Raw genomic sequence first — 26,968 nt, forward strand, 5'->3', positions numbered from 1 at the left:
CGATGCTGTAGCGTGGGTTATCGGCGCATGCGCGTCGCGCGGGCCGCGCTGCCGTCGGTCGCCACTATTTTTCCGAGGGCCGAAAACTCCCCCTGAAAACCGCGGTCTGACAGCCTTAGGCGAATAAGGTCCTGATAGAAATTTGGGAATTACCTTACAAGCGGACACGGTTTATTCACTCGCGGTGTTAGGATGCGAGCGAAAACGAGCAGTTATTTCCAGAGGTTACAAAGCAAATGGCTTCAGTTCTAGTTGGGCAATTTCATGCGCGGGACGCGGAGGGACGCGTTTACTCGGTGCATGAATTCCGTGAATCACAGCCCGATGAGGCTGATGGCAAGGAGCCCGTTTCAACTTATCGCCTGGCCATTGGCGACCGCGTCAAGCACTTGAGCGGAGAGGAATTCGAGTTGATTCAAAGCAAGGTCGTACTGACAAGAGAGCGCTGAGGCGCTGCTGCAAGCCCGGCTCTTGACACACAGGCCGCTCACTTTGCGCGGCCGCGAGTCAGGCCATAAGGGCTTGCGGCTTCAATCGACGACCGGCGCGTCGAACAGCAGATACCAGAAAATCGCCGCCTCTTGCGTACCCGGGTCTATCGCCCGGTACCGCAGATGATCCACCCCGCCGACCACAAACCCGTAGCGCTCATATAACCGGCACGCCGCCAGATTATTGTTCTGGGTTTCCAGGGTGATGCCCGGCAAACCACGCTTGCGGCTCCAGAACTGCGCCACGTCCAGCAGCTTTTGCGCCACGCCGTTGCGCCGCGCCCCGGTGTCGACCGCCAGCTCGTCGATGTGGGCGAAACCGTTCCAGTGCTGGCTGACCACCACATGGCCGACAGGCTGTTCATCGAGCCAGGCCACCAGCACAGTGCTGTCTGCGGCGTCCCGATAATTGCAGAACTCTTCGGAATCGATGCCGTAGTTTTTCAGGTAAGGCTCGACCGTATCCACTTGCCAATGCGCCACTGGCTCGCCGATCTGCACCCGCGCATAGCCGGTGACCGTGAACGTGAATTCGCTGTTGAGGATGTAATCCTCGAAGCACTCGTCAGCGACACGAATGCTGAAAGTCGGGCTGGACGTTTTCACCATGGGCCTCCTGCACCATTACCGGGATCGACATCACCTTCTATCAAGGCCGCCGCTTGACGCAAGCAGGGCCTTGAACGCCGCTGCCATCGTCAGGCTTCGGCCTGAGTCTGCGCCTCGATCAACTGGGTCCACAGGGCCGGGGCACCGGCGGATTTGGCGATCACGGCCAGACGTGCTTCGTGCTCCGCCAGCTCGGACTCGCTGGCGACGATGATGCGGCCCGGCGTGCGGTTGGCGATCCTGCGTATCTCGGAAGGACGGTCGGCACCGCCCTCGCCATCGTTGTTGCCCGCCAGCGACAGGGTCGTCTGGCCACCGGTCATCGCCAGATAGACTTCCGCGAGAATCTCGGAGTCGAGCAGGGCGCCGTGCAGGTCGCGGCCGGAGTTGTCGACGTCGTAGCGTTTGCACAGGGCGTCGAGGCTGTTGCGCTGGCCCGGATGCCGCTCGCGGGCCATGGCCAGGGTGTCGAGGATGGTGCAATAGCTGCTGAGGTTGGCGCGATCGTGCTGGCCGATCAGGGCAAATTCGTTGTTCAGAAAGCCGACGTCGAACGCCGCGTTGTGGATGATCAGCTGAGCGCCTTTGATGAACTCGAAGAATTCATCGGCGACTTCGGCGAAACGCGGTTTGCCGATGAGGAACTGGTCGGTGATGCCGTGAACGCCGATGGCGCCCTCGTCACTCTCACGGTCCGGTTGCAGGTAAACGTGGAAATGCCGCCCGGTCAGACGCCGGCCAATCAGCTCGACGCAGCCGATTTCGATGACCCGGTGGCCGTCGGTAACGGGCATACCGGTGGTCTCGGTATCGAGGACGACCCTTCGTTCAGTGATGATGTTTTGTACAGTCATTGCCTACCGCCTCAGCTTCAGGCGCGGATATTAGCATGGGGGTTTTGGGATGTGCGCAACCTTGCCAGACCGCACCTGCCAGTGTGGGAGCAAGCTTGCTCGCGAAGGGCCGATCCATCCACGGGGTCCCTGATGGCAGAAATATCTTTTCGCGAGCAAGCTCGCTCTCACAGTTTTATCCGGCGTCACCGTTCACGACTGTCATCAAGCGTGCTTGATGCCGCGCACTTCATCCACACCGCGGTTGGCCAACTGGTCGGCGCGTTCGTTGCCGGGATGGCCGATATGCCCGCGCACCCACTTCCAGCTCACGTTGTGCCGGCTGACCTGCTCGTCCAGTTGCTTCCACAGATCGGCATTTTTAACCGGTTCCTTCGCTGCTGTCTTCCAGCCGCGCTTCTTCCAGTTGGTCATCCACTCGGTGATGCCTTTCATCACGTACTGCGAGTCGGTCACCAGGATCACTTCACAGGGACGCTTCAGCTCTTCCAGCCCGCGAATGGCGCCGAGCAGCTCCATACGATTGTTGGTGGTGTTGGCTTCACCGCCCCAGAGTTCTTTTTCGACGCCTTTGCACACCAGCAACGCGCCCCAGCCGCCGGGACCCGGGTTGCCCTTGCAGGCGCCATCGGTGAAAAGTTCTACGGTATCGCTCATTACGATGTTTCCAGAAATTGAGAAAGCGTGGCGCCTGCCTGTGAATCAAGGCTCGGGCGTGCGCCGATTGACCTTGGCCATCGGCAGCGGCAGCAGTTTGCCCATCGGCTCGCGACGCGGCATGCGCACAGGCCGCAGCCCCACACTCATCTTGCGCGCGATCAATAGATAGAAGCCGCCGCCGGGACTTTGCCAGCCATCGCCGAGACGTTCGAGTCCGGCCAGACGGGCCTGCCACTTGGGCGAAGCGAGCGGCGGACGATAGCACCCGAAGCGCCGTTTCTCCAGCGCGAAGCCCAGCAGGTTGAGCCAGTCGCCGACCCGTGAAGGCGAGATGCAGCGGGCCCTGCGCAGGGCGTCATTGGCGAAAAAATGGCGGATGCCCCAGGTGCTCCAGGGGTTGATGCCGACGATCACCAGATGCCCGCCGGGACGCACGCTGCTGGCGGCTTCGCGCAACAAACCGTGGGGCGACAGGCAGAAATCCAGACCGTGCTGCATGACCACCACATCGGCGGCGTGCTCGCTCAACGGCCAGGCCTGCTCTTCGCAAACAATTTCAACGCCCGGCAACGGCGCGCCCAGCCGCACGTTGCGCTGCACTTGCTTCGCCGCCGGCGGCGTTTGTGCCGACGGGCCGTAATGCACCAGATAGCCGCCGAAAAAACGCTCGAGCTCTTGTTCCAGCACACGGCTTTCTTCTTCCAGCAACAACTGCCCCAGGGGCCCGGACAGCCAGTCGCGGGCTGCGCTGATCAGCTCAAGCCACTCGGGATCGGCCTGGGCGAACGCTTCATCGGTCATTTCCGGTCTCCATGAGAGGGTCATTGCGATAGAGACTCGCCTCGAGTCTGTTCAGACCCTAAGATGCTTCTCTATGTTTCCAGCCAAGCGAACCGCGCCATGATACAGGTCGATGCCCTGCCCGCTTTCAGCGATAACTACATCTGGTTGTTACAAGACAATGCCGCCAAGCGCTGCGCCGTGGTGGACCCGGGTGATGCCGCCCCCGTCATTGCCTGGCTTGAGCGCAACCCGGACTGGCGCCTGACCGACATTCTCATCACCCATCACCACGCGGACCACACCGGCGGCGTCGCGCAACTGAAAACACTGACCGGCGCCAAGGTCTACGGCCCGGCCAACGAGAATATTCCAGCGCGGGATGTAGCCCTGTCCGACAACGATCAGCTCACCGTACTCGGCCTGACATTTGCCGTCCATGCAGTCCCCGGACACACCTTGGGCCACATCGCCTTTTACCACGCCGACGCGCAGCAGCCGCTACTGTTCTGCGGCGACACGCTGTTCGCCGCCGGTTGCGGCCGGTTGTTCGAAGGCACCCCGCAGCAGATGCATCACTCCCTGAGCCGGCTCGCCGAGCTGCCCGACAGCACCCTCGTCTACTGCGCCCACGAATACACCCTGAGCAATCTGCGCTTTGCCGTGGCGGTCGAGCCGGAGAATGCCGACGTGCTGCAGCGCTTCGAGCAAGTGACGCAATGGCGCGCGCAAAACCGCATCAGCGTGCCGTCGACGCTGGCGCTCGAGCGCACGACCAATCCTTTTCTGCGAGCCTCCGTCATCTCCGTGAAACAAAAAGCAGACGAACGGAGCGGAACCCACAACGCAACGCCCACAGAGGTCTTTGCGGTGCTGCGGGCATGGAAAGATAAGTTCTAAACAGGCGGCGAATCAGCACGGAAATTCTGAAAGGTTGACCGTTCAGCAGCCGCTTTCTAGAATCGCCCGACATTTTCGCCTGGAACTATCCCCCAGCCAATGTCGTCATCTATACGTAAAACCTTCAATTCCGACACATTGACTCGGTTGGCCCAGGCAATCGCGGTCGTCGCGAGCGCGACACTGGCAGGCTGCCTGAGCACCGGCGGCCATGAATCCGGCAACGGCGCCAGTGCTGCACATCCCGTCGCCAGCACCAAACCCAAACCTGTTTATATCGCGCGCAAACCTGTGCCGCTGGCCCCGCCCCATGATGTCTGGGAGCGCATGCGTCAGGGTTTCCAGCTGCAAGACGGCAACGACCTCAACCCGCGCATCGATCAGCAACGCCTCTGGTACGCGAATAACCCGTCGTTCCTCGAAACGGCCGGTAACCGCGGCAGCTTGTACATGCACTACATTGTCGAGCGACTGGAAGAGCGCAACATGCCTCTCGAGCTGGCACTGCTGCCGGTGATCGAGAGCGCGTACAACCCGATGGCCTTGTCGCGCAGCGATGCAGCGGGGATCTGGCAGTTCATTCCGTCCACCGGCCGCTACTTCAACCTGCGCCAGACCAATTTCTACGACGGTCGCCGAGACATCACGGCGTCCACCACGGCAGCGCTGGATTACCTGACCAAGCTGCACGACATGTTCAACGGCGACTGGCTGCTCGCACTGGCAGCCTATAACGCCGGCGAAGGCACGGTCAGCCGCGCCATCGAACGCAACGAAAAGCTCAACCTGCCCACCGATTACTGGAACCTGCCGCTGCCGCAAGAGACCCGCGACTACGTGCCGAAACTGCTGGCGCTGTCCCAGGTGGTCATGTCGCCGGACGCCTATGGCGTCAACCTCAACCCGATCGACAACAAGCCGTACTTCCAGGTGGTCGAGCTGAATCAGCGCATGGACCTGTCGAAAGTCGCGGCCATGGCAAACATCGACGAAGACGAGCTGGTGCAGCTGAACCCTGCGTTCAAGAAGCGCCTGACCATCGACGGCCCTCAGCACTTGCTGGTGCCCACGTCGAAATCCCAGTTGCTGACCACCAACCTGTCGAACATGAAGCCCGAAGAGCTGGTCGACTGGCAGCAATACCGCGTACGTCCGGGCGACAGCCTGGCCAGCATCGCCAGTCGCTACAAGGTCTCGACCAGCACCCTCAAGGACATCAACAAGCTGTCCGGCAACCAGGTGAAACGCGGCCAGGCGCTGACGATTCCGGTGCAGCCGGGCATGCAGTATGCGATGCCGGTGTTCGAGGAAGTCGCCGAGGTGGACGAGAAGCCCGCGCGCACCCGCAGCTACAGGGTGAAGAAGGGCGATAATCTGGTGCAGATCGCGCGCATCAACAAGGTCGACGTCAAGGATTTGCAGCACTGGAACAAGCTGTCCGGCCAGAACCTCAAGGTCGGCCAGACCCTGGTCATGCAGGACAACAGCAAACCGGCGAAAGCCAGCTCCCGTGCCGTGGCCAAGGCTGACAGCAGCGCCAGAGGCGAAGACGCCGGCAAGAAATCGATGCAGTACAAGATCCAGAAAGGCGACTCGATGTACCTCGTCGCCAAACGCTTCAACGTCGAAATGCAGCACCTCAAGCGCTGGAATCCGCGCAGCGGCCAGGCGCTCAAGCCAGGGCAGACACTGACGGTTTATTTGCCCCATTGATCTAGCGCCCGCCGCGCCCTCGTGGGAGCCAGCTCGCTCCCACAGACTCTCGCCTGGGTCGGCACCCTCCAGCCGCCCGCCCCACCCTTTTTCCAGCCGATACAAGCTGTTACTGTGACCGACCGCTGCCTGGATCGACCGCCGACTTGATACGTCACCTGCTGCTGACTTTCAGCCTGGTCTTGAGCACGACAGCCGCCGCGACCATCAGCGAAAGCCATGGTTACGCACAATTCGGCGTCCTCAAGTACCCTGCCAGCTTCACGCATTTCGACTGGGTCAATCCTGAGGCGCCGAAGGCTGGCACCCTGCGAATCATGGCCAACGGCACGTTCGATACCCTCAATCCCTACACCTTCAAGGGCAGCAGCCCGATTTCGACGGCCAACTTCGGCCAGTACGGCGTCAGTGAGCTGAACGAACCGCTCATGGTCGGCACCGGCCAGTACGACCCCTCCGGCGATGAACCGACCTCCAGTTATGGCCTGATCGCCAAAACCGTCGAGTACAGCGACGACCGCAGCTGGGTCGTGTTCAACTTGCGCCCCGAAGCGCGCTTTCACGACGGCAAGCCCATCACCGCCTACGACGTGGCGTTTTCCTACAGAACGCTGCTGAAGGACGGTCACCCGCAGTACCGCACCGCGTTGCAGGAAGTGCAGCGGGTGGACATCCTCAACCGCCACCGCATTCGTTTCGTGTTCAAGCGCTCCGGCAATCCATTACTGATTCTGCGCCTCGGCGAGCTGCCGGTCCTGCCGCAGCACTACTGGAAGAACCGCGACTTCAAGGCCACCTCCTTCGAGCCCCCGTTGGGCAGTGGCCCGTATCGCATCACCCAGGTGCGGCCGGGGCGCAGTCTGGTGTTTGAGCGCGTGAAGGATTACTGGGGCAAGGACCTGCCGGTCAACCGCGGCAAGTACAACTTCAACCGGGTGGAAGTGGAGTTCTACCGCGACGCCGATGTGGCGTTCGAAGCGTTCAAGGCCGGTGAGTTCGACATCTACATCGAGCATCAGGCGAAGAACTGGCTCACCGGTTACGACTTCCCGGCGGTGACTGAGGGCAAGGTGATCAAGGCGCAGATCCCGCACCAGATCCCCACCCAGACCCAAGGGCTGTTCATGAACACCCGCCGCGGCGCGTTCGCCGACATCCGCGTGCGCGAAGCGCTGGGGCTGATGTTCAACTTCGAGTGGACCAACCGCACGCTGTTCAACGACGCCTACATGCGCTCGACCAGCTACTACCCCAACAGCGAATTCACCTCCAGCGGGCTGCCCGCCGGCCGCGAATTCCTCATGCTCGCGCCCTACCGCGAGCAGTTGCCGGCCAGGCTGTTCACCCAGCCCTTCGCTGTGTCGAAAACCGACGGCGGCGGCGTGCCCCGGGATTCCATTCGCAAGGCGCTGGGGCTGCTGGCCGACGCCGGCTGGACATTCACCGAGCGCGGCCTGACCAACAGCGCCGGCCAGCCGTTGCGTTTCGAAATACTTCTGGTCAATCCCAATCTAGAACGAATCCTGCAGCCCTACATCGAAGACCTCACGCGGATCGGCGTCAACGTGCACCTGCGCACCGTTGACCGCGCCCAATACAAACAGCGGCTGGACCAGTTCGATTTCGACATGATTCTGATGACCCTGAACCAGACCTTGAGTCCGGGGCTGGAGCAATGGCAGTACTTCCATTCCAGCCAGGCCAACATCAAAGGCAGCAAAAATTACGCGGGTGTTGCCAACCCGGTGGTCGACAACCTGCTCAACCAGTTGCTGGCGGCAAAAACCCGGGATGACCAGGTGGCGGCCACCCGCGCCCTGGATCGCGTGTTGCTGTGGCAGCACTACATGATCCCCAACTGGTACCTCAATAATCATCGTCTGGCGTACCGCAACCGGTTCGCCATGGTCACCACCCCGCCCTACACCCTGGGCCTGCGTGCGTGGTGGCTCAAGCCTTCGGAGAAAACCCAATGACTGCCCTGCGCTCCCTGACCCGCGCCGGCGGCCTGTTTCTGAGTCCGTTCGTGCTCGCCCCGCTGCTGCTGGGCGTGACCTGTGCAACCCAGGCGGCTCCGCAACACGCCATCACCCTGTACAACGAAGCGCCAAAATACCCGGCCGACTTCAAGCATTTCGATTACGTGAACCCGGACGCGCCCAAAGGCGGGATCCTGCGCAGCGCCGGTTTTGGCGGCTTCGACAGCCTCAATCCGTTCATCAGCAAAGGCGTGCCGGCCGGCGACATCGGCCTGATCTACGACACCCTCGCCCGGCAGGGCCTGGACGAGCCGTTCACCGAGTACGGGCTGATCGCCGGCAAGATCGAAAAGGCCCCGGATAACAGCTGGGTGCGCTTCTACCTGCGCCCGGAAGCGAAATTCAACGACGGCCATCCGGTCCGCGCCGAAGACGTGGTGTTCAGCTTCGAGACCCTGATCAAGGACGGCTCCCCGCTCTACCGCAGTTACTACGCGGACGTCGATCAAGCCGTCGCCGAAAACCCGACCACGGTGCTGTTCAAGTTCAAGCACAACAACAACCGCGAACTGCCGCTGATCCTTGGCCAGTTGCCGGTGCTGCCCAAGCATTGGTGGGCAACCCGAGACTTCAGCAAGGGCAACCTGGAAATTCCACTGGGCAGCGGGCCGTACAAAGTGGTCGAGGTCAAGGCCGGGCGCTCGGTGCGCTACGAGCGGGTCAAGGATTACTGGGGCAAGGACCTGCCGATCAACAAAGGCTTCTACAACTTCGACCGGCTGTCCACCGACTACTACCGCGACAACACGGTGGCCCTCGAAGCACTGAAAGCCGGTGCCTTCGACTACTGGCAGGAAATGGCGGCGAAGAACTGGGCGACGGCCTACGACGTTCCGGCGGTCAGAGAAGGTCGTCTGATCAAGGAAGAAATCCCCAACGGCAATCCACAGGGCATGCAGGGCTTTATCTTCAATCTGCGCAAACCGATGTTCCAGGACGTGCGGGTGCGTCAGGCCCTCAGCCTGTTGCTCGACTTCGAGTGGACCAACAAGCAGCTGTTCTTCGGCAGCTACACCCGTACCAAAAGCTATTTCGACAATTCCGACATGGGCGCCAAAGGCCTGCCGACGCCGGCCGAGCTGAAGATTCTCGAACCTCTGCGCGGCAAGCTGCCGGAATCGGTGTTCACCGAGGCATTCAAACTGCCGGTCACCGATGGCAGCGGCATCAACCGCGAGCAACAGCGCAAGGCGTTCCAGCTGCTCAAGGAAGCCGGCTGGAAGATCGTTGGCGACAAGATGGTCGACACCGAAGGCAAGCCCGTCACCATCGAGTTTTTGCTTGCCCAGACCGAATTCGAGCGCGTGCTGCTGCCGTACAAACGCAACCTGGCCGACATCGGCATTGACCTGGAAATCCGCCGTGTCGACGTCTCCCAGTACATCACCCGCCGCCGCTCACGGGACTACGACATGATCGTCGGCAGTTTCCCGCAATCGAGTTCGCCGGGGAACGAGCAGCGCGAATACTGGGATTCCTCTGCAGCCGACAAGCCGGGCAGCTACAACGTGATCGGCCTCAAGGACCCGGCGGTCGACACGCTGGTGAACGGTTTGATCAACGCCGACTCGCGCCAGAGCCTGATCGACCACACCCGCGCCCTCGACCGTGCGCTGCTGTGGGGCTACTACGTGATCCCGAACTGGCACATCAAGACCTGGCGCGTGGCGTACTGGGATCACCTGGGTCATCCGGGCAAAACCCCGCTTTACGACATCGGCACCGTGACCTGGTGGGTCAAACCCGACGCGACGCCGGCCATTCCCGTGCAGGCCGCGCCGGACGCCGCCGAGCCTGAAGCAGCCCAGCCTGAAACCGACCAGCCAAAAGGCACGGAGCGATAACATGCTGGCCTATATTCTGCGGCGTCTGTTGCTGATCATCCCGACCCTGTTCGGCATCCTGCTGATCAACTTCGTCATCATCCAGGCGGCGCCCGGCGGTCCGGTGGAGCAGATGATCGCCAAGCTCGAAGGCTTCGAAGGCGCCACCAGCCGCATCGCCGGCGGCGGCGCGGAAGTCTCGGTGGCCGGCTCGACCTATCGCGGCGCACAGGGCCTGGACCCGAGCCTGATCAAAGAAATCGAGCACATGTACGGCTTCGACAAATCGGCGCCGGAACGCTTGTGGATCATGGTCAAGAACTACGCCCATCTGGATTTCGGCGACAGTTTCTTTAGGGACGCCAAGGTCATCGACCTGATCGTCGAGAAGATGCCGGTGTCGATCTCCCTCGGGCTGTGGAGCACCTTGATCATGTACCTGGTGTCGATCCCGCTGGGGATCGCCAAAGCAACGCGCCATGGCAGCCATTTCGACGTGTGGACCAGCTCGGCGATCATCGTCGGCTACGCCATCCCGGCGTTCCTGTTCGCCATCCTGCTGATCGTGGTGTTTGCCGGTGGCAGCTATTTCGACTGGTTCCCGTTGCGCGGATTAACGTCGAGCAACTTCGATGAGATGAGCTGGCTGGGCAAAGTGGGCGACTACTTCTGGCACCTGGTGCTGCCGATCACCGCGCTGGTCATCGGCAACTTCGCCACCATGACCCTGCTGACGAAAAACAGCTTTCTCGATGAAATCGGCAAGCAGTACGTGATCACCGCCAAGGCCAAGGGCCTGACCCAACGCCGTGTGCTTTACGGCCACGTATTCCGCAACGCCATGCTGCTGGTGATCGCGGGTTTCCCGTCGGCGTTCATTGGCATCTTCTTTACCGGTTCCCTGCTGGTGGAAGTGATCTTTTCCCTCGACGGCCTTGGCCTGATGAGCTTCGAAGCCGCGATCAACCGCGATTACCCGGTGGTGTTCGGCACACTGTTCATCTTCACCCTGCTGGGGCTGGTGGTGAAACTGATCGGCGACCTGACCTACACGCTGGTTGACCCACGCATCGACTTCGACCGCAGGGATCATTGATATGACGCTGTCCCCTCTCAATCGACGCCGCTTCGAACGCTTCAAGGCCAACAAGCGTGGCTGGTGGTCGCTGTGGCTGTTTCTGATTCTGTTCGGCGCCAGCCTGGGCGCCGAGCTCATCGCCAACGACAAACCCCTGGCCGTGCGCTACGACGGCGAGTGGTACTTCCCGGTGTTCAAGCGCTACCCGGAAACCACCTTCGGCGGCGAGTTCCCGCTGGAGGCGAACTACAAGAGCCCGTACATCAAGGAGCTGCTGGCGGCCAAAGACGGCTGGACGCTGTGGGCACCGATTCCGTTCAGCTACCAGAGCATCAACTACGACCTGAAAGTCCCGGCCCCTGCCCCGCCCTCGCGGGAGAACCTGCTGGGCACCGACGATCAGGGCCGTGACGTGCTGGCGCGGGTGATCTACGGCTTCCGCGTGTCGGTGCTGTTCGCCCTGACGCTGACGATCCTCAGTTCGATCATCGGCGTGATCGCCGGGGCGCTGCAGGGTTTCTACGGCGGCTGGGTCGATCTGATCGGCCAGCGCTTCCTGGAAATCTGGTCCGGGCTGCCAGTGCTGTATTTGCTGATCATCCTCGCCAGCTTCGTCCAGCCCAACTTCTGGTGGCTGCTGGGCATCATGCTGCTGTTTTCGTGGATGAGCCTGGTGGACGTGGTGCGCGCCGAGTTTCTGCGGGGCCGCAATCTCGAATACGTGCGCGCCGCCCGGGCGCTGGGCATGGAGAACGGCGCGATCATGTTCCGCCACATCCTGCCCAACGCGATGGTCTCGACCATGACTTTCATGCCGTTCATCCTCACCGGCGCGATCGGCACCCTGACCGCGCTGGACTTCCTCGGCTTCGGCCTGCCCGCTGGCTCGCCGTCCTTGGGCGAACTGGTGGCGCAAGGCAAATCCAACCTGCAGGCACCGTGGCTGGGCATCAGTGCCTTCGCCGTGCTGGCGATCATGTTGAGCCTGCTGGTGTTCATTGGCGAATCCGCCCGCGACGCATTCGACCCGAGGAAATGAGATGAATCAGGACAATCTGGTCGAGATCCGCGACCTCTCCGTCGAATTCGTGAACGGCACCAACGTGCAGCGGGTGGTCGAGGGCATCAGCTTCGACATCCGCAAGGGCGAAACCCTGGCGCTGGTCGGCGAAAGCGGATCGGGCAAGTCAGTCACCGCCCACTCGATCCTGCGATTGCTGCCCTACCCGCTGGCGCGGCACCCGACCGGGACGATTCGCTACGCGGGTGACGACCTGCTGAAAGTCAGTGAGAAACGCCTGCGGGGCATTCGCGGCAATCGCATCGCAATGATCTTCCAGGAGCCGATGACCTCGCTGAACCCGCTGCAGTCCATCGAAAAGCAGATCAACGAAGTGCTCGGTCTGCACAAGGGCCTGACCGGCAAAGCCGCGACGCGACGGACGCTGGAGCTGCTGGATCTGGTGGGCATTCCGGAACCGGCCAAGCGCCTGAAAGCCCTGCCCCACGAGCTGTCCGGTGGCCAGCGTCAGCGAGTCATGATTGCGATGGCCCTGGCTAACGAGCCCGAGCTGTTGATCGCCGATGAGCCGACCACGGCGCTGGACGTCACGGTGCAGCTCAAAATCCTCGAGCTGCTCAAGGAATTGCAGGCCCGGCTGGGCATGGCCTTGCTGCTGATCAGCCACGATTTGAACGTCGTCCGGCAAATTGCCAACCGAGTATGTGTCATGCAGCGCGGTTGCATCGTCGAACAGGCATCGTGCGAAGAGCTGTTCCGCGCGCCGCAGCATCCGTACACCCGGGAACTGCTCAGCGCAGAGCCCAAAGGCGGGCCGGCGAACAACCCGCCGGGCGCGCCAATGCTGGAGGTCGAGGACCTGCGGGTCTGGTTTCCGATCAAGAAAGGCGTGTTCAAGCGCACGGTCGATCACGTCAAGGCGGTCGACGGCATTCACTTCAGTCTGCCCAAGGGCCAGACGCTGGGGATTGTCGGCGAGAGCGGCTCGGGCAAATCGACGCTGGGCCTGGCGATCCTGCGGTTGATTCGCAGCGAAGGCGAGATACGCTTTCACGGGCAGTCGCTCGCGGGAATGAATCAGCACCAGGTCAGGCCGCTGCGGCGGCAGATGCAGGTGGTGTTTCAGGACCCGTTCGGCAGCCTCAGCCCGCGCATGTCAGTGTGTGACATCGTTGGCGAAGGCCTGCGGATCCACAAGATGGGCACGCCGGTGGAGCAGGAAGCGGCGGTGGTCGAAGCGCTCAAGGAAGTGGGTCTTGATCCGGCGACCCGGCACCGCTACCCCCATGAGTTTTCCGGGGGACAACGGCAAAGGATCGCCATTGCCCGGGCATTAGTGTTAAAACCGGCGCTGATTTTGCTGGACGAGCCGACTTCGGCCCTCGACCGCACCGTTCAGCGTCAAGTGGTGGAGCTGTTACGCTCCCTGCAAACCAAGTACAACCTGACGTATTTGTTCATCAGCCACGATCTGGCGGTGGTCAAGGCGTTAAGCCACCAGCTGATGGTGGTCAAGCAAGGCCAAGTGGTCGAACAGGGTGTGGCAGAAGACATCTTCGCTGCACCGCAACATCCTTATACACAGCAGCTGCTGGAGGCCGCCTTCTTGGCGCCGGCAGCTGTCGATTAACCTGAAGAGGAACAAAACAATGGGTTTTCTCGCCGGTAAGCGCGTCCTGATCGTCGGTGTCGCCAGCAAATTGTCCATCGCATCCGGTATCGCTGCCGCCATGCACCGCGAGGGCGCTGAGCTTGCCTTCACGTATCAGAACGAAAAACTCAAGAAGCGCGTCGAGGAATTCGCCGAGAGCTGGGGTTCGAACGCTGATCTGTGCTTCCCTTGCGACGTCGCCAGCGACGAAGAAATCGCCAAGGTCTTCGAAGAGTTGAGCAAGAAGTGGGACGGCCTGGACTGCATCGTGCACTCCGTGGGCTTCGCGCCGGGCGACCAGCTGGACGGTGACTTCACCCAAGCCACCACCCGTGAAGGTTTCCGTATCGCTCACGACATCAGCGCCTACAGCTTTGTGGCCCTGGCCAAAGCCGGCCGCGACCTGATGAAGGGCCGTAACGGCAGCCTGCTGACGCTGTCGTACCTGGGCGCAGAGCGCACCATGCCGAACTACAACGTGATGGGCATGGCCAAGGCCAGCCTTGAAGCCGGCGTCCGTTACCTGGCCCGCAGCCTCGGCCCGGAAGGTACCCGCGTCAACGCAGTATCGGCTGGTCCGATCCGTACCCTCGCGGCGTCGGGTATTTCGAACTTCCGCAAAATGCTGGCGGCTAACGAAGCCCAGACTCCATTGCGTCGCAACGTGACCATTGAAGAAGTGGGTAACGCTGGCGCGTTCCTGTGCTCTGACCTGGCGTCCGGTGTCAGTGGCGAGATCATGTACGTCGACGGTGGTTTCAACACCACGGCGATGGGTGATCTGGAAGGTTGATGGTTGCCTGCCCGTTTTCAGCGTGATGACGCTCTGAAGACGGTCGCAAGACCTGCAAGCGCCTGTTCGCTGGCGAAAACGGTGGATCAGACGGCCCTGAGGCTGAATGATCTGCCGTTTTTTTTCGTCCTACGTTTGGCGCTGCTTTCGACGTGAGAATTCGAGATCACGGTGGCGCTGACTGGATCTGCCTAATGGCAGATATTTCGCCTCCGGCGAGTTACTTGGAAAAGCACCCCAAGTAACCAAGGGTGCATGCTCCTGGCTAGGTTCCTCCTACGTCGGAATTCCCTCACTCCGACGACGCTCCGTGGGCCCGCGCCGAACGGACATCCATGTCCTGACGGCGCTCTCGCGGCATCCATGCCGCTCGGCCCACTACGCGTCGTCTGCGTTCGGCCTGCACCCAAGTCGCGATAGGAGTCGTCTGGGCGTTATGTGCACGAAGATCAAAATCAGCAGCAAAGCAGGTAGATCAAAGGCTTCCCGGCTAAAGCCGGTCCCACTAAAAAGCACACCGCGTACACATTGTGGGACCGGCTTCAGCCGGGAAGCTGTTGATCTGCTTTTGATCTTGATCTTCAAACACAAAAGATCCAGACACCGCCAATCGCGACTTGGGTGCAGGCTGAACGCAGGTCTCGCGCAGTGGGCCGAGCCGCATGGATGCGGCGAGAGCGCCGTCAGGACAGGGATGTCCGTTCGGCGCGAGCCCACGGAGCGGGACCGGAGTGAAGGAACCCTGACGAAGGAAGGGCCAAACCAGGAGCAAGCACCCTTGGTTACTTGGGGTGCTTTTCCAAGTAACTCGCCGAAGGCGAAATGTCTGCCGTGAGGCAGAAGCCTTTGATCCTGGCGCAGTAAGCCGCGCCGCAGACCAGGGGACAGATTAATTTACGGTGAAGCGTTGTAAATAAATCAGTCCCCTTTCACGCTTTCACGAGACACAAAAAAGCCCCGACTCTCGCGAGTCGGGGCTTTCTGTTAGCAGCGTTCTGCGTCGATCAATACTTCTCGATCTTCGCCGCCGCTTCCAACTGCTTACGGTAGGCCGCGAAATCCTGCTGACCCTCACGGGATGACAGGAAACGACGGTACTGGCTCTTCTCCTCATCCGACGCCGGAGCCGCCTGATTCACGCCGTTCAGACGCACAATCACAAAGCTGCCATCCGCTGCCGTCTGGCTGCCATAAACCGGCTTGTCCTTGCCTTCCGGCTTCGGCATACGGAACACCGCCTGCAGCACCTGAGGATCAACACCCTCCTGGCTGCGTGAGGCCGCTTCCACGACCTTCCAGCTCTGGCCTTCCTGCTTGGTCGCCGCATACGGCACCTTGCCGTCACGCAGGCCTGCCAGCAGCGCCTCGCCCTTGGCCTTCACCGCATCGCTGGCATGTTCTTTCGCCAGTTGCGCACGAATTGGCGCCGACACCGCCTCCAGTGGCAATTGGTCAGGCTGACGGTGCTCTTTGACATGCACCACCACCACGGTCTCCGGATCCAGCTCCAGCGCAGAACTGTTGGAACCTTCTTCCATCACTTCCGGACTGAAAGCCGCCTGAATCACCGCACGGTTGGCTGCAATGCCTTCGCCACCCTCACGACCAAACGGGGCAGTCGTCTGCACTTTCAGACCCAGGTCCTGAGCCGGCTGCGACAGATCCGACGCTTCGAACGCAGCATCTTCCAGCTTCTTGCTCGCATCGACGAACTTCTGCTCGACCTGCTGAGACTTCAGCTCGTGGGTCAGCTTCTCCTTCAGGCTGGCGAATGTCGGCACCGACGGCGCTTCAACGCCCAGCAGCTTGATCAAGTGCCAGCCGAACTGACTGCGAACAGGGGCGGAAACCTGATCCTTGTTCAGCGCGTACAGCGCGTCTTCAAAGGCCGGGTCATAGACACCCTTGCCGGCGTAGCCCAAGTCACCGCCCTTGGTGGACGAGCCCGGATCCTGAGAGAACTCCTTGGCCAGCGCAGCAAAATCTTCGCCTTTGGCCACGCGCTGCTGGATTTCTTCGATCTTGGCTTTGGCCTGAGCGTCCGTGGTCTTGTCGTTGACTTCGATCAGGATGTGCGCCGCGCGGCGCTGCTCGGCCAGGTTGGCGATCTCTTTCTGATAAGCCGCCTGCAGGTCTTCATCCTTCACTGACACCTTGTCGAAGAACGAAGACTTCTTCAGTTCGATATAGTCGAGCACCACTTGCTCAGGACTCAGAAACTCTTTCGCGTGCTGGTCGTAGTGCGCCTTGATCTCATCGTCGGTGACTTTCACGCTCGACGGGTCGGCCGGCAGGGTCAAGGTGGCGAAATCACGGGTCTGTTTTTCCAGGCGGGCAAAGGCGTCGACCTGGGCGTCAGTGACGAACGCACTGCCGCCGATACCGGCACGAATCTGGCCGATCAGCATTTCCTGACCCAGAATCTGGCGGAACTGCAGACGGGAATAACCGAGCTGGCGAATGACCTGATCGAAGCGATCAGCGCTGAATTTACCGTCGACCTGAAATTCAGGGGTCAGCAACATTTGCTGATCCAGCGCGGCTTCGGAGAAGCCGAACTTCGAATCAGCGGCGCCCTGCAACAGCAGCTTGCGGTCGATCAAGCCTTTGAGGGCCGAATCACGCAGCATCTTTTCGTTGAGCATTGCAGGGTCGAAATCCTTGCCCAGCTGTTGCATCAGCTGTCGGCGTTGCATTTCAACCGCTTGACCCAGTTCAGCCTGGGTGACTTCTTCGCCATTGACCTTCGCAGCATCCTGCGAGTGGCTGGTGGCGCGGAAAATGGCATCGAACCCGGTCAGGGCCATCAGAGCGATGATGACCCCGATGATGGTTTTGGCAATCCATCCCTGTGAATTGTCCCTGATATTCTGCAGCATGTATCCCCCAGAGGGTTGTACTCGACTCACCAGGCTGCTGCACACGGTAACGCGGAGCGTGGGTTGAATCCGGATAGAAGAAAGGCGCATCCGAGGATGCGCCTTCTCGTAACTTGCAAAGCGGGCGGGGTTCGATGTGCGTTCCCCGAGTGACAGTCCAGCGCTTGAGCAACCGCACTTGCCGCTTCACGCCCCGAACAGAGATAACGCTGTCCTGGGCGGGCAAAGTAAAAAGAAACTTAGTTGACGGCTTCTTTCAGAGCTTTACCGGCTTTGAAGCCTGGTTTCTTGGCCGCTGGAATTTCCAGGGTTTTACCGGTCTGAGGGTTACGGCCGGTACGGGCAGGACGATCAGTGACGGAGAAAGTGCCGAAGCCTACCAGTACAACAGAGTCGCCAGCCTTGAGAGCGCCAGTGACGGATTCGATTACAGCGTCCAGCGCACGGCCAGCAGCAGCTTTCGGGATGTCAGCGGATGCGGCGATGGCATCAATCAGTTCCGACTTGTTCACTCTAAGTCCCCTTATATATTTGAGTATTTCTAAGTTTTTTTTGGTGTAACCAAACGAACACTGAGCGGCCTGAACAGGCTTGAAGAGCCGCTTTATAGCAAGGGCTCCAAAAACCTGTCAAGGAAGGCCTCCCAGACTAATGCGTGCTGATCCTCTCCTTGGCGTCAGACTCGCGCTTTTCATCCTTGGCAACCATCTCGGGAGCCACGTCCGGCAAGGGCTCCGGCGCGTATTGCAGCGCAATTTGGAGGACCTCGTCAATCCATTTAACCGGTTTGATCTGCAGGTCGGCCTTGATGTTGTCCGGGATCTCTTTGAGATCTCGCACGTTCTCTTCGGGGATGATCACTGTCTTGATGCCACCACGGTGAGCGGCCAGCAATTTCTCCTTGAGACCACCGATAGCCAGTACCTGTCCGCGCAGGGTGATTTCACCCGTCATGGCCACGTCGGCTCGGACCGGAATCCCCGTCAGTGCCGACACCAGCGCTGTGCACATGCCTACGCCTGCGCTCGGGCCGTCTTTTGGCGTCGCGCCTTCCGGCATATGGATGTGCGTGTCGCGCTTCTCATGGAAGTCCAGAGGGATGCCCAGGCTCTTCGCACGGCTACGCACAACAGTCAGCGCGGCAGTAATCGACTCGACCATCACATCACCCAGCGAACCGGTCTTGATCAATTGACCCTTGCCCGGAACAACCGCCGCTTCGATGGTCAGCAGCTCGCCGCCGACCTGCGTCCAGGCCAGACCGGTCACTTGGCCCACCTGGTCCTGCTGCTCGGCCAGGCCATAACGGAATTTGCGCACGCCCAGGAAGTTCTCGAGCATGTCCGCTGTCACGGTCACGGAAAAACGCTTCTCGTGAGCGTGTTCCTTGACCGCCTTGCGGCACACCTTGGCGATTTGACGCTCAAGGCTACGCACGCCGGCTTCACGGGTGTAATACCGGATGATGTCGCGAATCGCCTCGACTTCGAACTCGATCTCGCCTTTCTTCAAGCCGTTGGCAGCAATCTGCTTGGGCGAGAGGTACTTGGTCGCGATGTTGATCTTCTCGTCTTCGGTGTAACCAGGCAGACGGATGACTTCCATGCGGTCGAGCAGCGCCGGCGGAATATTCATCGAGTTGGCGGTGCACAGGAACATCACGTCGGACAGGTCGTAATCGACTTCCAGGTAATGGTCGTTGAAGTTGTGGTTTTGCTCGGGGTCGAGCACTTCCAGCAACGCCGACGCCGGGTCACCGCGCATGTCGCTGCCCATCTTGTCGATTTCATCGAGCAGGAACAGCGGGTTGCGCACACCGACCTTGGTCATTTTCTGGATCAGACGGCCTGGCATCGAACCGATGTAGGTGCGACGGTGACCGCGAATCTCAGCTTCATCGCGCACGCCCCCAAGGGCCATACGGACGAACTTGCGGTTGGTGGCGTGGGCAATCGATTCGGCCAGCGAGGTTTTACCCACGCCAGGAGGACCGACCAGGCACAGCACCGGGCCACGAATTTTCTTCACGCGCTTTTGAACGGCGAGGTATTCGAGGATCCGCTCTTTGACTTCGTCCAGACCATAGTGATCGGCGTCGAGGATGTCTTCCGCGCGGGCGAGGTCCAGGCGGACCTTGCTTTGTGCCTTCCACGGGACCTGGACCAGCCAGTCGATGTAGGAGCGAACGACGGTGGCCTCGGCAGACATCGGCGACATCTGCTTGAGCTTGTTCAACTCGGCGGTGGCCTTGGTCATCGCGTCTTTGGGCAGGCCGGCGGCATCGATGCGCTTTTTCAGCTCCTCGATTTCGTTATGACCTTCCTCGCTGTCGCCGAGCTCCTTCTGAATGGCCTTCATCTGCTCATTCAGGTAGTACTCGCGCTGACTGCGCTCCATCTGCTTTTTCACGCGACCGCGGATGCGCTTCTCGACCTGCAGCAAGTCGATTTCGGCATCCAGCAACGCCAGCACGTGCTCAACACGGGCCGACAGGTCAATGATTTCGAGAATTTCCTGCTTCTGCTCGATCTTCAGCGCCATGTGGGCAGCCATGGTGTCGACCAGACGACCCGGCTCATCAATGCTGTTGAGGGAGGAAAGCACTTCAGCCGGGACTTTTTTGCCCAGCTGTACGTATTGTTCGAACTGAGCCAGGAGGCTGCGAACGAAGACTTCGGATTCACGATCCGGCGCGTCGACTTCATCGATCAGCGCAACCTCGGCGCGGCAGTGGCCGTCGACCTCAATGAAGCGCTCGACCGAGCCACGCTGTTCGCCTTCGACCAGAACCTTCACAGTGCCGTCCGGCAGCTTCAGGAGCTGCAACACGGTGGCAACGGTGCCAACGTTGTACAGCGCCTCTTCACCGGGATCGTCGTCGGCCGGGTTCCGTTGCGCCAGCAGCAAGATCTGCTTGTCGCCGGACATCGCCGCTTCAAGGGCCTCGATCGACTTCTCGCGCCCCACGAACAGCGGGATAACCATATGCGGGTAAACCACAACATCGCGCAGTGGCAAGAGAGGCAGTTCAATGGTCGTCTTCATGATTTCGCCTCTACGGCGGCCTTCAGGCCATGGACAGATATAAATAAGCTGAAAATCAAGATGGGGGTTGAACCTTAAAAAAACAAGCGCCGGCTTGAGTTAAAGCGAAAGGACTCGGAAACGCGGACCGGCTTTGAAGGAAACGCGAAAAGGGCCCGAGGGCCCTTTTCGTTTCCAGTCGCCCTGTGCGTTGCCAGCAGGCTACGCGTCGGGTGCCGCCTTGGCAGGTGGCTCGCTGTTTTCGTAAATCAACAGCGGCTTGGAGGTGCCCTCGATCACGCTCTCGTCGATCACCACCTTGCTCACGTCGGACTGCGACGGGATCTCGTACATGGTGTCAAGCAGAACGCCTTCGAGGATGGAGCGCAGACCGCGAGCGCCGGTCTTGCGCTCAAGCGCACGACGGGCTACCGATTTCAGCGCATCCGGGCGGAACTCGAGGTCCACGCCTTCCATCTCGAACAGCTTGCCGTATTGCTTGGTCAGCGCGTTCTTCGGCTCGGTCAGAATCTGCATCAGCGCAGCTTCGTCCAGCTCGTCCAGCGTCGCCAGAACAGGCAGACGACCCACGAACTCCGGAATCAGACCGAACTTGACCAGATCGTCAGGCTCGACTTCACGCAGGGACTCGCCGACCTTCTTGCCCTCTTCCTTGCTGCGTACTTCGGCATTGAAACCAATGCCGCCCTTGGTAGAGCGATTCTGAATGACCTTTTCCAGGCCAGAGAACGCACCGCCGCAGATGAAGAGGATATTGCGCGTGTCCACCTGCAGGAATTCCTGCTGTGGGTGCTTGCGACCACCTTGAGGCGGTACGGAAGCCACGGTGCCTTCAATCAGCTTCAGCAAGGCTTGCTGTACGCCTTCGCCCGACACATCACGAGTGATGGAAGGGTTGTCGGACTTGCGCGAAATCTTGTCGATTTCGTCGATGTAGACGATACCCATCTGGGCCTTCTCGACATCGTAATCGCACTTCTGCAACAGCTTTTGAATGATGTTCTCGACGTCCTCACCCACATAACCGGCTTCGGTCAGGGTGGTGGCATCGGCAATGGTGAACGGAACGTTGAGCAGACGTGCTAGCGTCTCGGCCAGCAAGGTCTTGCCGGAGCCCGTCGGGCCGATCAGCAGGATGTTGCTCTTGCCCAGTTCAACGTCGTCGTTTTTCTTGTCGCGCTGGTTCAGCCGCTTGTAGTGGTTGTACACCGCTACTGCGAGAACCTTTTTGGCACGTTCCTGACCAATGACGTACTGGTCAAGGATGCCGCTGATTTCTTTAGGCGATGGCAGTTTATGCGCGCTGCTCTCGGCCTGTGCTTCCTGCACCTCCTCGCGGATGATGTCGTTGCACAGGTCGACGCACTCGTCACAAACAAATACCGAGGGGCCGGCAATCAACTTGCGCACTTCATGCTGGCTTTTGCCGCAGAAGGAGCAATAAAGCAGTTTGCCGTTGTCCTCGCCGTTGCGGGTGTCAGTCATTCGATCGATCCAATCCGGTAGGCTTGCAACACAAGATGAGGGCAATTGCTCGATTTTTCAAGTCCACAGGCGGCACGGATGTATCAACCGCCCGGGATCATTGCCCTTCACGCAATCATTTGGTCATTTGACGCCGGTCGATCACCGAGTCCACCAAACCATATTCAGCAGCGCGTTCGGCGCTCATGAAGTTGTCGCGGTTGGTGTCGCGTTCGATCGCTTCCAGGGTCTGGCCGGTGTGGTGCGCCAGCAGTTCGTTCAGACGTTGACGGATGAACAGGATTTCCTTCGCGTGGATGTCAATGTCCGACGCCTGGCCCTGAAAACCGCCCAACGGCTGGTGAATCATGACGCGGGAGTTCGGCAGTGCGAAACGCTTGCCCTTGGCACCACCGGCCAGAAGGAAAGCGCCCATGCTGCACGCCTGACCCATCACGGTCGTGGAAACGTCCGGCTTGATGAACTGCATGGTGTCGTAGATCGCCATGCCCGCAGTCACCGAACCGCCTGGGGAGTTGATGTAAAGATGGATGTCCTTGTCCGGGTTTTCCGCTTCAAGGAACAGCAGCTGCGCCGAGATGAGGTTGGCCATGTAATCTTCAACCGGACCGACGAGGAAAATGACGCGTTCCTTGAGCAGGCGGGAGTAGATGTCATAGGCGCGCTCGCCACGGGCGGACTGCTCGATAACCATCGGGACCAGGCCGCCAGCGGCCTGGATGTCAGAGTTCTGCTGAATATAAGAATTGCGGGACATGTCTCGCATTCACTCCCAAATAGTCATGTCTTGAATACGCATAAGCCAGCGCGAAGGCTGGCTTATGGTGTTTTCGAACGAGAGAAGGAAATCAGTCGGCTTGTGGAGCTTCAACCGGCTTGACTGCCTCTTCGTACGAGACCGCTTTGTCGGTCACGCTCGCTTTCTGCAAAACAGTATCCACAACTTGTTCTTCCAGCACAACCGAACGAACTTCGTTCATTTGCTGTTCGTTCTTGTAGTACCAGGCCACAACCTGCTCTGGCTCCTGATAAGCGGAAGCCATTTCCTGGATCAGCTCGCGAACGCGGGTGTCGTCAGGCTTGAGGTCGAATTGCTTGACGACTTCAGCCACGATCAGACCCAGTTCGACGCGGCGCTTGGCCTGCTCTTCGAACAGCTCTGCCGGCAGTTGGTCAGGCTTGATGTTGCCGCCGAACTGCTGAACAGCCTGAACGCGCAGACGGTTCACTTCGTTTTCCAGCAGCGCTTTAGGCACTTCAATCGGGTTGGCGGCCAGCAGACCGTCCATTACCTGGTTCTTGACCTTGGACTTGATGGCCTGACGCAGCTCGCGCTCCATGTTCTTGCGAACTTCGGTGCGGAAGCCTTCGAGGTTGGTTTCCTTGATGCCGAACTGCTTGAAGAACGTTTCGTTCAGCTCAGGCAGGGTCGGTGCCGACACGGTGTTGACCGTGACGGTGAACTCGGCGGTTTTGCCGGCCAGTTCCAGATTCTGATAATCATCAGGGAAGGTCAGGTTCAGAACGCGCTCTTCGCCGGCTTTGGCGCCGACCAGACCGTCTTCGAAGCCCGGGATCATGCGACCCGAACCCAGCACCAGCTGAGTGCCGGTGGCCGAACCGCCAGCGAATGCTTCACCGTCGATCTTGCCGACGAAGTCGATGTTCAACTGGTCTTCGTTTTGTGCCGCACGGTCAACGACTTCGAAGCTGACATTCTGCTTGCGCAGGATTTCCAGCATGTTGTCCAGATCGGAATCAGCGACGTCAGCCGACAGACGCTCGACGGAAATGGACTCGAAACCGGCAACGGTGAATTCAGGGAATACTTCGAAAGTAGCGATGTACTCGAGGTCCTTGCCCTTTTCGAAGGTCTTTGGCTCGACGGAAGGTGCGCCAGCCGGGTTCAGCTTTTGCTCGACGACGGCTTCGTAGAAGGTCGCCTGGATCAGGTCGCCCAGTGCTTCTTGACGAGCACCGTCTTCGTAACGCTGGCGGATCACGCTCATAGGCACTTTGCCTGGGCGGAAGCCCGGGATCTTGGCTTTACGTGCGGTCTGCTGCAGACGCTTGTTGACTTCAGTCTCGATGCGCTCAGCGGGCACGCCAATGGTCATGCGGCGCTCGAGAGCGGAAGTGTTTTCAACAGAAACTTGCATTGATATTCCTCGTTGCACAGACGTTAGCCGGCCGTTTCCGACCCCAGAATCAAGGGCAAGCATTCTAGTGGGTCAAACTCAAGAAGTCACCCTACTGAATAAGGGTAAATACAGTGAAATGATTCACAGGGCGCGCGATCAGTGCCGATTGCAGCCACAAACGCGTTGGGACGGGCCCGAGACCACCCATATAAAGGAAAGCCATTTGCGCCGACTGTCGACCAGGCCTCGGGAGAATGGCGCTCGCAACACTACCCGCCGATCAACCTCCCCATTCACAGCATCGGCAACTCAACACCCTGCAACGTCAAAAACGCCGGACGGCGCTCTCAACTGCGGCGCCAGCAATCACGCCACTCTCAGCAGGAACTGCCACGCGTGGGCGGCTCGCTTTTTACCGAAAAACCGCCAACGACGCTGCTTCAGCAACCCATTACTTAAAATGCGGACTAGCATTGATCCAGGTAAAACAAACAGCCAGGGAACGGACATGAAGTCACAACTTTGTACGCAGGAAAAACTCGCTTCCAGGCTCTATCAGGATTGGGCCGCTTTCTTCGGGACACCTAACCATATGCATCGCAAGATATGGGAGTGGGTCTTCGCGGCGGAGGCGCTGCGCTGCAATGGATTTCTGCAGCCTGGCCAGGAGGGGCTCGGGTTCGCTGTCGGCTCGGAACCACTAGCATCGGCCTTCGCCAGCAAAGGCGTGAAGATCCTTGCCACAGATCTGGACACAGGCGAAGCCGTTGAAAAAGGCTGGCTCATCAATAATGAGCACGCAGAGAACAAAGCATCACTGAACGAGCGCAAGCTCTGTAACGAAGCCGAGTTCAACAGGCTTGTCAGCTTCGAATTCGCCGACATGAACAATATCCCCTCAGCGTATGAGGGCAGATTTGATTTCAACTGGTCGTCATGTGCTTTCGAGCACCTGGGGAGCATTCAACACGGTCTGGACTTTGTCAGAAACTCCATGAAGGTCTTGAAGCCTGGCGGCCTTGCAGTACACACCACGGAGTTCAATGTCTGTTCAGATGACGACACGATTGAAGAAGGACCCACGGTCATCTTCCGCAGGAAGGACATTCAATTACTGATCGATCAACTGACCGATGACGGCTACAAGGTTGCGGACATGGACTGGAACATGGGGACCAGCCCGCTCGACTATCACGTTGATCTGCCTCCCTATAAGCAACATGTCCATCTCAAGCTTCAACTTCAGGGCTACACCACCACTTCCATTGGCCTGATTATCCGCAAACCTTACTGACCGGCTTCCGCTGACACCAGGACTGGGCAGGGCTGCGGGGTCCGGCTCACCCAGCCTGCCAGGCGGTTGTTCAAGACGAAAAAAAAGCCGCACAAGGCGGCTTTCTTTCATCCCTCAACACCCGAGGTATTGCGAGAGTTGTAACTGGTGCGGACGGAGAGACTCGAACTCTCACACCTTTCGGCGCTGGAACCTAAATCCAGTGTGTCTACCAATTCCACCACATCCGCGTTTGAAGCGCTTAAAGCAAAGGCGCCAGATTATGAATCTGGCGCCTTTTCGAATATGGGGTGGACGAAGGGGATCGAACCCTCGACAACGGGAGTCACAATCCCGTGCTCTACCAACTGAGCTACGCCCACCATATTGCGTTGTAACCGACGCATTCAAACTGAATGCTACTTGTGCCAAAGCTGCCTAATGGCGCACCCGGCAGGACTCGAACCTGCGACCATCCGCTTAGAAGGCGGATGCTCTATCCAGCTGAGCTACGGGCACTTATTTCATTTGCCTTCGTGAGACTGCAAATTAAGAGCTTTCAATCACGCTGAGCCGATCTTAACTCTACCTGACTTATTCAACCTTTCGACTTGATCCGCCGCTTCCGGCTTATCCTGTGTGGGGTTGTGCCCGACAAGTGCGACGAATCTTATAGACGGTCCAAAAGGTCGTCAACACTTTTTTCTAAAAAATTCAGTTAATTAAAGGGCTTAGCTTATTAAGCGGACCAACCGTCTTTGCCCTTGCGTCAGGTCATGCGAGAATGCGCGCTCTTTTTCCCTCCCCTTCCGATGGTTAATCACGCGTAATGACTGCAAAACTAATAGACGGCAAAGCGATCGCAGCCAACCTGCGCCAGCAGATCGCCCAACGAGTCGCCCAGCGTCGCGAGCAAGGCCTGCGCACGCCCGGCCTCGCGGTGATTCTGGTCGGCAGCGACCCCGCCTCTCAGGTTTACGTCTCGCACAAACGCAAAGACTGCGAAGAGGTCGGCTTCATCTCCCAGGCCTATGACCTGCCCAGTGAAACCACCCAGACCGAACTGACCGATCTGATCGATCACCTCAATGACGACCCGGCCATCGACGGCATCCTGCTGCAACTGCCGCTGCCCGAGCATCTGGAATCCTCCAGCCTGCTGGAGCGCATCCGCCCGGATAAAGACGTCGACGGCTTCCACCCCTACAACGTGGGCCGGCTGGCCCAGCGCATTCCGTTGCTGCGCCCGTGCACGCCCAAGGGCATCATGACCCTGCTGGAAAGCACCGGTGTCGATCTGTACGGCAAGGACGCAGTCGTCGTGGGCGCTTCCAACATCGTCGGCCGTCCGATGGCGATGGAGCTGCTGCTGGCGGGCTGCACCGTGACCGTGACCCATCGTTTCACCCAGGATCTGGCCGGACACGTCGGTCGCGCCGATCTGGTGGTCGTGGCAGCGGGCAAGCCGGGCTTGGTCAAGGGTGAGTGGATCAAGGAAGGCGCCATCGTTATTGACGTCGGCATCAACCGTCAGGATGACGGCAAGCTGGTGGGCGATGTGGTGTACGAAACCGCCCTGTCCCGCGCCGGCTGGATCACGCCGGTGCCAGGCGGCGTCGGCCCGATGACCCGCGCCTGCCTGCTGGAAAACACGCTGTATGCGGCTGAGACGCTTCACGGCTGATTTCCCAAGCCCCGAGCCCAAAGCGCGCACATGAAAAACGGCACCCGAG

21 protein-coding genes and 3 tRNA genes are annotated in these 26,968 nt (G+C 59.7%); 11 read left to right on the forward strand and 13 right to left on the reverse strand.

Annotated features, from left to right (window positions below; genetic code table 11):
- The first annotated feature begins 236 nt into the window (after positions 1-236).
- Positions 237-449, forward strand: a complete 213-nt coding sequence (locus QWI20_RS16660; RefSeq protein ID WP_192174094.1) for a hypothetical protein — start codon at positions 237-239, stop codon at positions 447-449.
- An 81-nt stretch (positions 450-530) separates the two neighbouring features.
- Here QWI20_RS16660 and QWI20_RS16665 read toward each other — a convergent pair whose 3' ends face one another.
- The 4 genes from QWI20_RS16665 to QWI20_RS16680 all read right to left on the reverse strand — a co-directional run bounded on the left by QWI20_RS16665 (position 531) and on the right by QWI20_RS16680 (position 3,415).
- Positions 531-1,097 carry a GNAT family N-acetyltransferase gene (locus tag QWI20_RS16665; protein WP_369306388.1) on the reverse strand — a complete coding sequence of 189 codons (567 nt, stop codon included), beginning with the start codon at positions 1,095-1,097 and terminating at the stop codon, positions 531-533.
- Positions 1,098-1,189: 92 nt separating this feature from the next.
- Positions 1,190-1,936 (reverse strand): DNA polymerase III subunit epsilon, encoded by a 747-nt coding sequence (gene dnaQ, locus QWI20_RS16670; RefSeq protein WP_369306419.1) that lies wholly within the window; start codon positions 1,934-1,936, stop codon positions 1,190-1,192.
- 222 nt (positions 1,937-2,158) lie between these two features.
- The gene (gene rnhA, locus QWI20_RS16675) at positions 2,159-2,611 is read right to left on the reverse strand and encodes a ribonuclease HI (protein ID WP_172611340.1); all 453 of its coding nucleotides are present in this window, start codon (positions 2,609-2,611) and stop codon (positions 2,159-2,161) included.
- A 45-nt stretch (positions 2,612-2,656) separates the two neighbouring features.
- Positions 2,657-3,415: a class I SAM-dependent methyltransferase gene (locus QWI20_RS16680; protein WP_065986459.1), complete on the reverse strand. Its 759-nt coding sequence runs from the start codon at positions 3,413-3,415 to the stop codon at positions 2,657-2,659.
- Positions 3,416-3,514: 99 nt separating this feature from the next.
- Between QWI20_RS16680 and gloB the strand changes: the two genes are divergently transcribed.
- The 8 genes from gloB (at position 3,515) to fabI (ending at position 14,412) form a co-directional block, all read left to right on the forward strand.
- On the forward strand, positions 3,515-4,294 hold the full coding sequence (gene gloB, locus QWI20_RS16685; RefSeq protein WP_369306389.1) for a hydroxyacylglutathione hydrolase: 780 nt from the start codon (positions 3,515-3,517) through the stop codon (positions 4,292-4,294).
- 99 nt (positions 4,295-4,393) lie between these two features.
- A complete protein-coding gene (locus QWI20_RS16690) occupies positions 4,394-6,007 on the forward strand; it encodes a LysM peptidoglycan-binding domain-containing protein (protein WP_369306390.1) in 1,614 nt (537 codons plus the stop codon).
- Positions 6,008-6,153: 146 nt separating this feature from the next.
- A complete protein-coding gene (locus QWI20_RS16695) occupies positions 6,154-7,983 on the forward strand; it encodes an extracellular solute-binding protein (protein WP_369306391.1) in 1,830 nt (609 codons plus the stop codon).
- The gene (locus QWI20_RS16700; RefSeq protein WP_369306392.1) at positions 7,980-9,890 is read left to right on the forward strand and encodes an extracellular solute-binding protein; all 1,911 of its coding nucleotides are present in this window, start codon (positions 7,980-7,982) and stop codon (positions 9,888-9,890) included. Before QWI20_RS16695 ends, QWI20_RS16700 begins: the two co-directional genes overlap by 4 nt.
- A gap of 1 nt (position 9,891) precedes the next feature.
- Complete coding sequence (locus QWI20_RS16705) at positions 9,892-10,965, forward strand: microcin C ABC transporter permease YejB (RefSeq protein ID WP_122624745.1); 1,074 nt, start codon at positions 9,892-9,894, stop codon at positions 10,963-10,965.
- A gap of 1 nt (position 10,966) precedes the next feature.
- Positions 10,967-11,986, forward strand: coding sequence for an ABC transporter permease (locus QWI20_RS16710; RefSeq protein ID WP_074891214.1), 1,020 nt, complete (start codon positions 10,967-10,969; stop codon positions 11,984-11,986).
- A 1-nt stretch (position 11,987) separates the two neighbouring features.
- The gene (locus QWI20_RS16715; RefSeq protein WP_369306393.1) at positions 11,988-13,598 is read left to right on the forward strand and encodes an ABC transporter ATP-binding protein; all 1,611 of its coding nucleotides are present in this window, start codon (positions 11,988-11,990) and stop codon (positions 13,596-13,598) included.
- A 19-nt stretch (positions 13,599-13,617) separates the two neighbouring features.
- Complete coding sequence (fabI, locus tag QWI20_RS16720; protein WP_037013635.1) at positions 13,618-14,412, forward strand: enoyl-ACP reductase FabI; 795 nt, start codon at positions 13,618-13,620, stop codon at positions 14,410-14,412.
- A gap of 1,004 nt (positions 14,413-15,416) precedes the next feature.
- On the opposite strand, the gene QWI20_RS16725 is transcribed toward fabI, so the two are convergent.
- From QWI20_RS16725 to tig, 6 genes are all read right to left on the reverse strand, one after another.
- Entirely contained in the window at positions 15,417-17,291 is a 1,875-nt protein-coding gene (locus QWI20_RS16725) for a SurA N-terminal domain-containing protein (protein ID WP_369306394.1), read from the reverse strand.
- Positions 17,292-17,530: 239 nt separating this feature from the next.
- The gene (locus QWI20_RS16730) at positions 17,531-17,818 is read right to left on the reverse strand and encodes an HU family DNA-binding protein (RefSeq protein ID WP_272631174.1); all 288 of its coding nucleotides are present in this window, start codon (positions 17,816-17,818) and stop codon (positions 17,531-17,533) included.
- Between the two features lie 121 nt (positions 17,819-17,939).
- Positions 17,940-20,336, reverse strand: a complete 2,397-nt coding sequence (lon, locus tag QWI20_RS16735) for an endopeptidase La (protein ID WP_192174103.1) — start codon at positions 20,334-20,336, stop codon at positions 17,940-17,942.
- Positions 20,337-20,537: 201 nt separating this feature from the next.
- Positions 20,538-21,821: an ATP-dependent Clp protease ATP-binding subunit ClpX gene (gene clpX, locus QWI20_RS16740; RefSeq protein WP_037013640.1), complete on the reverse strand. Its 1,284-nt coding sequence runs from the start codon at positions 21,819-21,821 to the stop codon at positions 20,538-20,540.
- 115 nt (positions 21,822-21,936) lie between these two features.
- Positions 21,937-22,578, reverse strand: a complete 642-nt coding sequence (gene clpP / locus QWI20_RS16745; protein ID WP_122537614.1) for an ATP-dependent Clp endopeptidase proteolytic subunit ClpP — start codon at positions 22,576-22,578, stop codon at positions 21,937-21,939.
- Between the two features lie 91 nt (positions 22,579-22,669).
- Positions 22,670-23,980 carry a trigger factor gene (gene tig / locus QWI20_RS16750; RefSeq protein ID WP_369306395.1) on the reverse strand — a complete coding sequence of 437 codons (1,311 nt, stop codon included), beginning with the start codon at positions 23,978-23,980 and terminating at the stop codon, positions 22,670-22,672.
- Positions 23,981-24,470: 490 nt separating this feature from the next.
- Here tig and QWI20_RS16755 point away from each other — a divergent pair, with 490 nt between their 5' ends.
- A complete protein-coding gene (locus QWI20_RS16755; RefSeq protein ID WP_369306396.1) occupies positions 24,471-25,256 on the forward strand; it encodes a cyclopropane-fatty-acyl-phospholipid synthase family protein in 786 nt (261 codons plus the stop codon).
- Between the two features lie 145 nt (positions 25,257-25,401).
- On the opposite strand, the gene QWI20_RS16760 is transcribed toward QWI20_RS16755, so the two are convergent.
- The 3 genes from QWI20_RS16760 to QWI20_RS16770 form a co-directional block, all read right to left on the reverse strand.
- Positions 25,402-25,486 (reverse strand) — tRNA-Leu (locus QWI20_RS16760).
- Positions 25,487-25,542: 56 nt separating this feature from the next.
- Positions 25,543-25,618: transfer RNA gene (locus QWI20_RS16765), tRNA-His, on the reverse strand.
- Between the two features lie 59 nt (positions 25,619-25,677).
- Positions 25,678-25,754, reverse strand: a tRNA-Arg gene (locus tag QWI20_RS16770).
- Between the two features lie 310 nt (positions 25,755-26,064).
- Between QWI20_RS16770 and folD the strand changes: the two genes are divergently transcribed.
- Positions 26,065-26,919, forward strand: a complete 855-nt coding sequence (gene folD / locus QWI20_RS16775; protein ID WP_369306397.1) for a bifunctional methylenetetrahydrofolate dehydrogenase/methenyltetrahydrofolate cyclohydrolase FolD — start codon at positions 26,065-26,067, stop codon at positions 26,917-26,919.
- The last annotated feature ends 49 nt before the right edge of the window (positions 26,920-26,968 follow it).

It is taken from the genome of Pseudomonas sp. W2-17, from assembly GCF_041060445.1.
Lineage (GTDB): Bacteria > Pseudomonadota > Gammaproteobacteria > Pseudomonadales > Pseudomonadaceae > Aquipseudomonas.

Excerpts from the sequence above, each read along its gene's own strand:
- QWI20_RS16660 (WP_192174094.1), top strand. The coding sequence starts at position 237 with ATGGCTTCAGTTCTAGTTGGGCAATTTCATGCGCGGGACGCGGAGGGA.
- rnhA (WP_172611340.1), bottom strand. The coding sequence starts at position 2,611 with ATGAGCGATACCGTAGAACTTTTCACCGATGGCGCCTGCAAGGGCAAC.
- QWI20_RS16680 (WP_065986459.1), bottom strand. The coding sequence starts at position 3,415 with ATGACCGATGAAGCGTTCGCCCAGGCCGATCCCGAGTGGCTTGAGCTG.
- gloB (WP_369306389.1), top strand. The coding sequence starts at position 3,515 with ATGATACAGGTCGATGCCCTGCCCGCTTTCAGCGATAACTACATCTGG.
- QWI20_RS16690 (WP_369306390.1), top strand. The coding sequence starts at position 4,394 with ATGTCGTCATCTATACGTAAAACCTTCAATTCCGACACATTGACTCGG.
- QWI20_RS16700 (WP_369306392.1), top strand. The coding sequence starts at position 7,980 with ATGACTGCCCTGCGCTCCCTGACCCGCGCCGGCGGCCTGTTTCTGAGT.
- QWI20_RS16705 (WP_122624745.1), top strand. The coding sequence starts at position 9,892 with ATGCTGGCCTATATTCTGCGGCGTCTGTTGCTGATCATCCCGACCCTG.
- QWI20_RS16710 (WP_074891214.1), top strand. The coding sequence starts at position 10,967 with ATGACGCTGTCCCCTCTCAATCGACGCCGCTTCGAACGCTTCAAGGCC.
- QWI20_RS16715 (WP_369306393.1), top strand. The coding sequence starts at position 11,988 with ATGAATCAGGACAATCTGGTCGAGATCCGCGACCTCTCCGTCGAATTC.
- fabI (WP_037013635.1), top strand. The coding sequence starts at position 13,618 with ATGGGTTTTCTCGCCGGTAAGCGCGTCCTGATCGTCGGTGTCGCCAGC.
- QWI20_RS16725 (WP_369306394.1), bottom strand. The coding sequence starts at position 17,291 with ATGCTGCAGAATATCAGGGACAATTCACAGGGATGGATTGCCAAAACC.
- lon (WP_192174103.1), bottom strand. The coding sequence starts at position 20,336 with ATGAAGACGACCATTGAACTGCCTCTCTTGCCACTGCGCGATGTTGTG.
- clpX (WP_037013640.1), bottom strand. The coding sequence starts at position 21,821 with ATGACTGACACCCGCAACGGCGAGGACAACGGCAAACTGCTTTATTGC.
- clpP (WP_122537614.1), bottom strand. The coding sequence starts at position 22,578 with ATGTCCCGCAATTCTTATATTCAGCAGAACTCTGACATCCAGGCCGCT.
- tig (WP_369306395.1), bottom strand. The coding sequence starts at position 23,980 with ATGCAAGTTTCTGTTGAAAACACTTCCGCTCTCGAGCGCCGCATGACC.
- QWI20_RS16755 (WP_369306396.1), top strand. The coding sequence starts at position 24,471 with ATGAAGTCACAACTTTGTACGCAGGAAAAACTCGCTTCCAGGCTCTAT.
- folD (WP_369306397.1), top strand. The coding sequence starts at position 26,065 with ATGACTGCAAAACTAATAGACGGCAAAGCGATCGCAGCCAACCTGCGC.